The organism is Stutzerimonas marianensis, from assembly GCF_022810315.1.
Lineage (GTDB): Bacteria > Pseudomonadota > Gammaproteobacteria > Pseudomonadales > Pseudomonadaceae > Stutzerimonas > Stutzerimonas marianensis.
This window is the reverse complement of sequence record NZ_JALGRD010000006.1, coordinates 323,379-331,050: the sequence shown is the minus strand read 5'-3', so window position 1 is coordinate 331,050 and position 7,672 is coordinate 323,379. Positions and strand designations below refer to the sequence as shown.

Here is a 7,672-nt window from a genome sequence, read left to right as displayed (position 1 = left end):
TGATCCGCAGTTCGGTCCAGCACTGAGCCGGGCGGGCATGAAAAAGGGGAGCCAGTTGGCTCCCCTTTTTTTGCATCCGTGCGCCCCGTCCGAACGAAGGATAGATAGCGCTGCTCCGGGGTCTACCGAGTGCACCGGCCCATATGGGGGCGGTAGCACGAGCGACCAGCGCGGCCCAGCCTCGCATCGCACCTGTACAAGCAGTCCATGGGGCGAAGCATATGATCAATGCGGATACACCGCAGGCTGCTCGCAAGGCAGTCGTAACCCTGGCCAGTCGCACACGGGAGCCGCAACACGAAGCGGTCATCCACGAGCAGCTGGCGCGCAAGCTAGCCGCCCTGCAAGGGCTGGATTTCCTGGGGGCCTTCGATCCGGACGTCCACTACGGCCGGCCGCTGTATTTCGTACCCTCCGGTACGCTCGTCGGCACGGACGAAGCCCGCAAGCTCGGCCTCGAAGACGAGCACGACCTGTTCGGCGGTGTGGTGCCGCAGGCTTTCGTCGAAACCAAGGTCATCACCCATCCGCTCGTGCGACCCGATGCCGATGCGCCCTTTGGCTGGTCGAGGGATTTCGTCGAACGCGTCAAGGGCAGTGTTTTGCCCGGCTACAGTGTGTTCACGCTCGCCGATGCTCGCGAGGCCGGGCGGCGGCTGCTGCCCGAAGGGCCGGTTCGGCTGAAGCCGGTAGGCGCGACTGGTGGCCGCGGTCAGGAGCGCATCGATAACGAACAGGCGCTCGATCAGGCGCTGGAGCGGATCGACGTCACCGAGCTGGAGCGGCGCGGGCTGGTGTTGGAAGCCAACCTCGAGCACGTCACGACCTTCAGTGTCGGGCAGGTTCGCACCGCCGTCCGCACCCTCAGTTATTACGGTACACAACGCCTGACCTCGGACAACTCCGGGGCGACGGTCTACGGCGGATCGGACCTGTTCGTCGTGGACGGAGGCTTCGATGCGCTATTGGCGGCCGACCTGCCCGAGCGGGCTCGGCTGGCTGTCGCCCAGGCGCAGGAATACGACGCCGCTGCATCGGCGTGCTTCCGGGGCTTCTTCGCCTCCCGTCGCAACTATGACATCGCCCAGGGTATCGACGGCCGTGGGCGCGCCTGTTCCGGCGTGCTGGAGCAGTCCTGGCGCATCGGTGGCGCCAGCGGTGCCGAAATCGCGGCGCTCGAAGTCTTGATGAGCGGGGCAAGCGGGCAGATTCGTGCCTCGACGGTCGAGGTCTATGGCGAACATCAGCAGACGCCGGTCGGAGCCATCGTGCTGTTTCGCGGCGAGGATCCCGAAGTTGGTTTCATCACCAAGTACGTGACGGTAGAGGACCATGGCAACTCAGAGTGAATGCGTGGACATCCTGGTAGACGACGAGCACATCGCCGGAACCTTCCTTTCCCCTCCGACCAAGCTGCCTGGCGTCCTGTTCGTTCATGGCTGGGGCGGCAGCCAGGAGCGTGACCTGGCCCGGGCCCGTGGTATCGCTGGGCTCGGCTGTATCTGCCTGTCGTTCGACTTGCGAGGGCACGCGCTGACCCTGGCGCAGCAGCAGACCGTCACGCGCGAGCACAACCTGAACGACCTGCTGGCTGCCTATGATCTGCTGGCCCAACACCCCAACATCGATCCGTCCGCCATTGCGGTGGTCGGCACCAGTTATGGCGGCTACCTGTCGGCCCTGCTCACCTCGTTACGTCCGGTGAAATGGCTCGCCATGCGTGTGCCAGCGCTGTATGCCGACGACGACTGGCTCGTACCCAAGCGCAAACTGAGTCGTGATCGGCTCAACGAACTGCGTGCCAGACGCGTGACGCCGGAGGAAAACCGGGCCCTGGCGGCATGCGCCGATTTTCGCGGCGATGTGCTGCTGGTGGAGTCCGAGCACGATCATCTCGTACCGCATGCGACCATCATGAGCTACCGCGCCGCCTTTCATCAGACGCACTCACTGACCCATCGCATCATCCTGGGTGCCGACCATGCGCTGACCAGCGAATGTTGCCAGAAGGCCTACACGGACATCCTCGTGAACTGGGCGACCGAGATGGTGGTGGGAGCTCGCCTGGATCAGGGCGACGGTGCACAAGCCGCGACGAGCCTGCGCTAGCCGGGCGAACGGGGCGGCTCGATGGGGCCGACGAAACGGCTCCAGCGCCGATCCAGCACCTGCTGCTTGAGCACTTCGATGATGTCGACCAGCAGTTCTTCGAGGGCGAGGTCCGTGGTTTCGTCCTGGTAGACCCAGGCTTCGAAACACTCGTCGGCCAGGTTGCGCGCCAGGCGCTGGAACTGTGCACTCTGCAGCCCCTCGGCTGCGCCTTGCAGCAGCCGGGCGGCAATGTCCGCCAGCGCATCGTCGAGTGTGTCGGCAACTCGGCCGCCCAGCGGTAACCGGCGCAGGCTGGCCACCTCCGGGTTGTTTGCCAGCGCCTGGTGAATCAGCCCCCCTACGTAGCCCTCGATGGCACCTCGATTGTCCCGGTAGCCGTTCTCCAGCATGGCGTGCATGCGCCGCGAGAGGTCATTGAGCAACCGTTCCTTGCGTGGACGTACGACGTCCTCGAGCAGCCGCCGCGAGAGGTCGTCGCTGGCGCCGATCTCCTGCTGCATACGGCTGAACAGCCGCACCATGACCCGATCGGCCAGCTCCTCCAGCAGGAGGACGTAGTAGCGTCGAGCGACGCCGTAGACCGCCCACTGGCGCATGTCGATCAGCCCCAGCCGTTGCAGGCGGATCAGCAGGCTGCCGACACGCAGCACGCGCAACCAGCGCAGGCCCGCCAGCGGAATGCAGCCGAGCACGTCATACCAGTGCGCGAAAGGGTAGTAGTACCAGCGCGCATAGCGGCGCTCGAACAGGGCGATGGTCCAGCCAAGCAACACGTCGAGCACGAAGATCGCCACGAACGCGAGATCGATGTGCTGGAAATTCCGGTGAATCAGCGTCTCGTAACGCGCGTGCAGGCCGGGTAGCCAGCTGGCAAACAACTCGCGCAGCGGCGTCAGCGCGAACAGGCTGTCGAACAGGATCAACCCCAGGTTGATGCACACCAGCAGGACGATGAAGGCCTCCCACAGCGCATGCAGCCCATCGAGCCGGCGCTGGCGCGCTTTAGCCTGGTCAGGCATCGGCGGGGGCGTTGGCGGCATGCCAGAGAATCTCCGCGCAGCCTTGGCGGCGGGCGATCAGGCGGGCAACGACGAAAAACAGGTCGGACAGACGGTTCAGGTAGGCCAGGCCGACGGGGCGCAGTGGCTCCTCGGCGTTGAGCTGCTGGCAACGACGCTCGCTGGTGCGCGCCATGCTGCGGCACACATGCGCCAGGGCGATGAGCCGGGAGCCGCCCGGCATGATGAAGTCCTCGAGCGGGCCGAGTTCGACATTCCAGTGATCGATGGCCGCTTCCAAACGGGCCACTTCGGCATCGTTCAGCGCCTGGTAGTCCGGCATCGCCAGTTCGCCGCCCAGGTCGAACAGGCGATGCTGGCAAGGGCCAAGCACTTCGATCAGCTCGGCCAGTTTCGGCCATTGCGCCTGGGCCTCGGCGAGTTCGGCCAGTAGCAGGCCCAACTGGCTGTTGAGCGTATCGATTTCGCCCATGGCCTCGATGCGCGGATGGTCCTTGGGTACGCGCCGACCATCGGCCAGACCGGTTTGTCCGGCATCTCCAGTGCGGGTGTAGATTTTCGAAAGGCGGTTGCCCATGGGAGGTTCCTTGTCTAGCTATCGGTGGCTTCGGAGGGGGAGGCCAATGGCAGGCGCAGGGTGAACGTGGTCCCCTGGTCTGGCCGGCTCTGCACTTCCATCTGCCCCTTGTGATTGTTGGTGATGATGAAATACGAGACGGAAAGGCCCAGTCCGGTTCCCTGGCCGACTTCCTTGGTGGTGAAGAAGGGCTCGAAGATGCGCTTGCGGATGTGCTCGGGAATCCCGCTGCCGTTGTCTTCCACCTGGATTTCGGCCCAGGGCGGGTTCAGCCGTGTGCGCAGGATGATCTGGCCGCGCGGGCGCTCCGGTTTCTGGTGGATCGCCTGGGCGGCGTTCTTCAGCAGATTCAGCAGTACCTGCTCCAGCTCGTTGCCGATGCATGGGACGCGGTCGACCTGCGGATCGAAGTCGCGCACGATCTCGATCGAGCGAAAGTCGAAGCCTTCGATCAGCGCAAAGTCGTTGCCGGCGATCTCCAGGGCCTGGTCGATCAGTACCGGCAGCTGGCAATCGGCCAATTGGCGGTTGCTCAGGCGGCTGAAGCTCAACATGTGACTGACGATCTTCGCCGCACGTGAGCCGGCTTGCTGGATGCCATCGAGCAGCTGGGGAATCTCGCGTCGCTGCAGATACTGGTTCACCGCGTCGAGCAGCACGCCCGTTTCCTCCGCGGCTTCGCGGTTGCGCTCCAAGTCTGGTGACAGCCGTCGGCGAATGTTCTGCGCGTTGTGCAGGATCGCGCCGAGTGGGTTGTTGATCTCGTGCGCCATGCCGGCGGCCAGGCTGCCCACCGAGAGCATCTTTTCCGATTGCACCATGATCTCCTCCATGTTGATGCGCTCGGTGATGTCATCGATGCGGATCACCACGCCGCGGCCACCGCCCCCCATCAGCGGGTAGAGGGTCAGGGCGAAATGACGGGGCTCCTCGTTGACGGTCCAGGTGACGCGCTCGACCTTTTCCACCTGGTGCCGTTCGGACGTGCGACGGATCTGCGTGAGGAAGGGCTTCAGTGGCTCGAAGGCGATGAATACCGGCTGGTTCAGTGCGTCGTCCAGCGAGGTGCCGGAGAGCACGCTTGCCTGCTGGTTCCACTGGGTGACATAGAGTTGCTCGTCCAGCGCGATGAGGACAGAAGGCATCGAGTCGATGATGCTGTTCAGGTAGTTCTGAAAGCCCGTGAGTTTCTTCTCGATCTTGCTGCGCACCTGAACTTCGAGTTCCAGCTTGCGGTTGGAGTGACGGGTCTCCTCGGCCAATCCCTGGGCGTGGTCGAAGGCCTCCTGCGCCTCGTCGCGGGCCCGCTTGAGCTGCTGCTCGCGAGCCTCCATGCGCGACAGCATGGTATTGAACGCGTCGGCCAGCCGCCCGATCTCGTCCTGGCTGCGGGGCTTCGCGCGCAGCGAGTAATTTTCTTCGCGCGTCACCTGGCGTGACAGCGACTCCAGGTCGCGGATCGGGCGGGTGACCAGCTGGCGTATCTGGCGTGCAACCAGCAACCAGAGAAGCAGGCTGGCCAGCAGGATCGCCAGGCTGGCGGTGAGCGTGCCGGTATAGAAGGCGCCGGGCAGCTCGCTGCTGGCGACCATCAGCAAATGCCCCGGCGGCCCGTCGGGTTGCGGAAGTTCGACGAGCAGGTTGGCGCGCATCTCGGTCTTTTGCCACTCGGTCAGGCCGTGCAGCCGTTGCGGCAAGTTGAGCGGCTCGCCGCGGTAGAGCTGGCCGAGGCTGTTGCCGCTGCTGTCATAGATGACGGCTGCCCGCAGCGGCGCGTAATCGTCGAGCTTCTTGAGCAGCTCGTTGGCGGCGTCTTGCGAATCGAGCGCGCGTTGGCTCAGCTCCGGCGTGGCGAACAGCGCGCCGAGGGTATGCATCGCCTGGGGCGCGACGCTCTGACGCGAGATCCAGTAGGCAGCGCTGATAAAGGCGAGGTTGGACACCAGCAATACGGCAGCCAGCAGGACCAGCAGCGCAATCAGCAGCTTGCGGCCGACCGGCAGGTTTTCGAGGCGTTGGCGCAAGGACATGGCAGATTCGATGGAAGAGGCCTGCCAGCAGGGTAGCGGTGCCTCAGTCCTCGGGCAATCCAAGCTGGCGCAGTCGTGCGCGCAGGCGGCTCAGCAGCGCGGTCGACAAGGGCGCCGGCACGCCATGCCGGGCGGCAACCTCACAGGCCTGGGCGAGCAGATAGCCGATTTCGGTACGACGTCCACTCGCGACATCCTGATGCATGGACGAGTAGTTCTCGGCGGTCTTCTCGATCACCAGGAGCACCTCGTGTTCGAGATCGCTTGCGGCTTCGGCCTGTCCGCACGCACGCAGGATTCGCTCGAGTTCGCTGCAGAGCGAGTGCAGTCCGTCACGCTGCGCGAGCAGGGCGCCGTTGCGGCAGTCGTTCAGCACAGTGAGCGGATTGATGGCGCAGTTGAGTGCCAGCTTGCGCCACAGACGTGTGAGTATCTCGCGCGTCCACTCATGGGGAATACCGGCTGCGTCCAGTTCGGCTAGCCACTCTGGTGGGGTCGGGTCGTCCGGGTCGCCCAGCCAGTTCTGTCCAAGCCCGGCATGGACGATCTCGAAGGCGTCGCGACGATAGGCGCCCTCGGTGCCCGAGATGAAGATGCAGCGGTGTTGCGGCCAGCGCTGCGCCACGGCTTGCTGGCTACCCAGGCCGTTCTGCAGCAGCAGGATGTCTGCGCCATCGGTCAGGCGGGAGGCGACGGACGCGACGGCGGTCTCGGCGTCGTAGGCCTTGCAGGCCACCAGCAGACGCTCGATGGGGCCGGGTGAATCGGGAAGTTCCGCCGGGACTGGCAGGCGCTGGGTCACGCCGGCTTCGACCAGGCGGAGGCCGCCGGCGGCCTGGAAGTCGGCGAGCCGCTGCTCGTTGCGCAATACCAGGCGGGTGACGATGCCCGCACGGAAGAGGCGCCCGGCCCAGAGGCAGCCGAGACTTCCCGCACCCAGTACGTGCCAGGTCATCAGGCGGGTTGCTTGAAGCGGTAGGGGACGATGCGGCCGGTGGTATAGGCGTCGGTCAGCAACGATTCCGCCCGCGCGGTGAGCGCTCGCGCCTCGACAGGCAGGGCGCTGGCATCCAGGCTGACCAGGCCGATACCGGCCTTCACCGAAATGAAGCCTTCGCTGGTCTTGAATGCCTTGAGATTCAGCCCCTCATGCAGGCGTTTGAAGCTGCTGGGCGAGCACCCCTTGAGGTCCTCGATCATCGTCAGCAGGCCGAAATGGCCGTCGTCCAGGCGTGTCAGCGTGTCCAATGGTCGGACCAACTGTTGCAGACGCCGGGCGACGCCGCGCAGGAGTTCCTGGTGAAACGGATCGCCATAGCGCTGTCGTTGCGCATCGATCTCCGGCAGGCCGATCATCAGATAACAGAGCGCACCGCCACGGCTTTCGAGCTGGCGCAGGCTGTCGCCCAGGCGCTGGTAAAGATAGCGCGCGTTGCCGAGCCCGGTCACCGGGTCGATCAGATTGCGTTGTTCGAGGCTGGCGATGTTCTGGGTGAGCAGGCGGTTCTCCTGCATCAGACGCTGGAAGGAGCCGCAAATGCGGTCGGCGGCGTAGACGCGCGGAACCAGTTGCTCGTTCATGGTGGACTTGCTGATGAAGTCATCCACGCCACGGTCGAATGCATGGCCGAGCACGTCCGGGCCGTCACGACCGGTGAGCAGGACGATATAGGTGTAGTGGTCCGACATTTCGTCCTGCTGGCGCACTTGGGCCGTCAGTTCGAGGCCGTCCATTTCGGGCATCAGCCAATCGGCGAGCAGGACATTGGCGGGGCGCTCTTCGATCAATCGCAGGGCGGCGCCGGCACTGTTGGCGAAGCGCACGTCCTCGTAACCCGCCTTGGTCAGTGCACGGCCGATCATGACGCTCGAAAACTTGGCGTCGTCGACGACCAGGATGCTGAGTTGGGGGTTGGGCATGAAATGACTCGGTG

The 7,672-nt window shown here is 64.8% G+C and carries 7 protein-coding genes; 2 read left to right on the top strand and 5 right to left on the bottom strand.

Going from position 1 to position 7,672, the window contains the following annotated elements; genetic code table 11:
- Nucleotides 1-221: 221 nt before the first annotated feature.
- A complete protein-coding gene (locus MST27_RS12995) occupies nt 222-1,349 on the top strand; it encodes a DUF3182 family protein (protein WP_243606359.1) in 1,128 nt (375 codons plus the stop codon).
- Nucleotides 1,333-2,109, top strand: coding sequence for an alpha/beta hydrolase family protein (locus MST27_RS12990; protein WP_243606358.1), 777 nt, complete (start codon nt 1,333-1,335; stop codon nt 2,107-2,109). Before MST27_RS12995 ends, MST27_RS12990 begins: the two co-directional genes overlap by 17 nt.
- Here MST27_RS12990 and MST27_RS12985 read toward each other — a convergent pair.
- Genes MST27_RS12985 through MST27_RS12965 form a run of 5 tightly spaced genes read right to left on the bottom strand, consistent with a single transcriptional unit; the run spans nt 2,106 to nt 7,658 of the window.
- A complete protein-coding gene (locus tag MST27_RS12985; RefSeq protein ID WP_420864242.1) occupies nt 2,106-3,152 on the bottom strand; it encodes an ion transporter in 1,047 nt (348 codons plus the stop codon). The genes MST27_RS12990 and MST27_RS12985 overlap by 4 nt on opposite strands.
- The gene (locus MST27_RS12980; RefSeq protein ID WP_243606357.1) at nt 3,124-3,708 is read right to left on the bottom strand and encodes a cob(I)yrinic acid a,c-diamide adenosyltransferase; all 585 of its coding nucleotides are present in this window, start codon (nt 3,706-3,708) and stop codon (nt 3,124-3,126) included. The genes MST27_RS12985 and MST27_RS12980 overlap by 29 nt, the downstream gene beginning before the upstream one ends.
- A gap of 14 nt (nt 3,709-3,722) precedes the next feature.
- Nucleotides 3,723-5,738 (bottom strand): sensor histidine kinase, encoded by a 2,016-nt coding sequence (locus MST27_RS12975; protein ID WP_243606356.1) that lies wholly within the window; start codon nt 5,736-5,738, stop codon nt 3,723-3,725.
- A gap of 43 nt (nt 5,739-5,781) precedes the next feature.
- Complete coding sequence (locus tag MST27_RS12970) at nt 5,782-6,693, bottom strand: putative 2-dehydropantoate 2-reductase (protein ID WP_243606355.1); 912 nt, start codon at nt 6,691-6,693, stop codon at nt 5,782-5,784.
- Entirely contained in the window at nt 6,693-7,658 is a 966-nt protein-coding gene (locus MST27_RS12965) for a response regulator (RefSeq protein WP_243606354.1), read from the bottom strand. Before MST27_RS12965 ends, MST27_RS12970 begins: the two co-directional genes overlap by 1 nt.
- Nucleotides 7,659-7,672: the final 14 nt, after the last annotated feature.

Excerpts from the sequence above, each read along its gene's own strand:
- MST27_RS12970 (WP_243606355.1), bottom strand. The coding sequence starts at position 6,693 with ATGACCTGGCACGTACTGGGTGCGGGAAGTCTCGGCTGCCTCTGGGCC.
- MST27_RS12985 (WP_420864242.1), bottom strand. The coding sequence starts at position 3,152 with ATGCCGCCAACGCCCCCGCCGATGCCTGACCAGGCTAAAGCGCGCCAG.
- MST27_RS12980 (WP_243606357.1), bottom strand. The coding sequence starts at position 3,708 with ATGGGCAACCGCCTTTCGAAAATCTACACCCGCACTGGAGATGCCGGA.
- MST27_RS12975 (WP_243606356.1), bottom strand. The coding sequence starts at position 5,738 with ATGTCCTTGCGCCAACGCCTCGAAAACCTGCCGGTCGGCCGCAAGCTG.
- MST27_RS12990 (WP_243606358.1), top strand. The coding sequence starts at position 1,333 with ATGGCAACTCAGAGTGAATGCGTGGACATCCTGGTAGACGACGAGCAC.
- MST27_RS12965 (WP_243606354.1), bottom strand. The coding sequence starts at position 7,658 with ATGCCCAACCCCCAACTCAGCATCCTGGTCGTCGACGACGCCAAGTTT.
- MST27_RS12995 (WP_243606359.1), top strand. The coding sequence starts at position 222 with ATGATCAATGCGGATACACCGCAGGCTGCTCGCAAGGCAGTCGTAACC.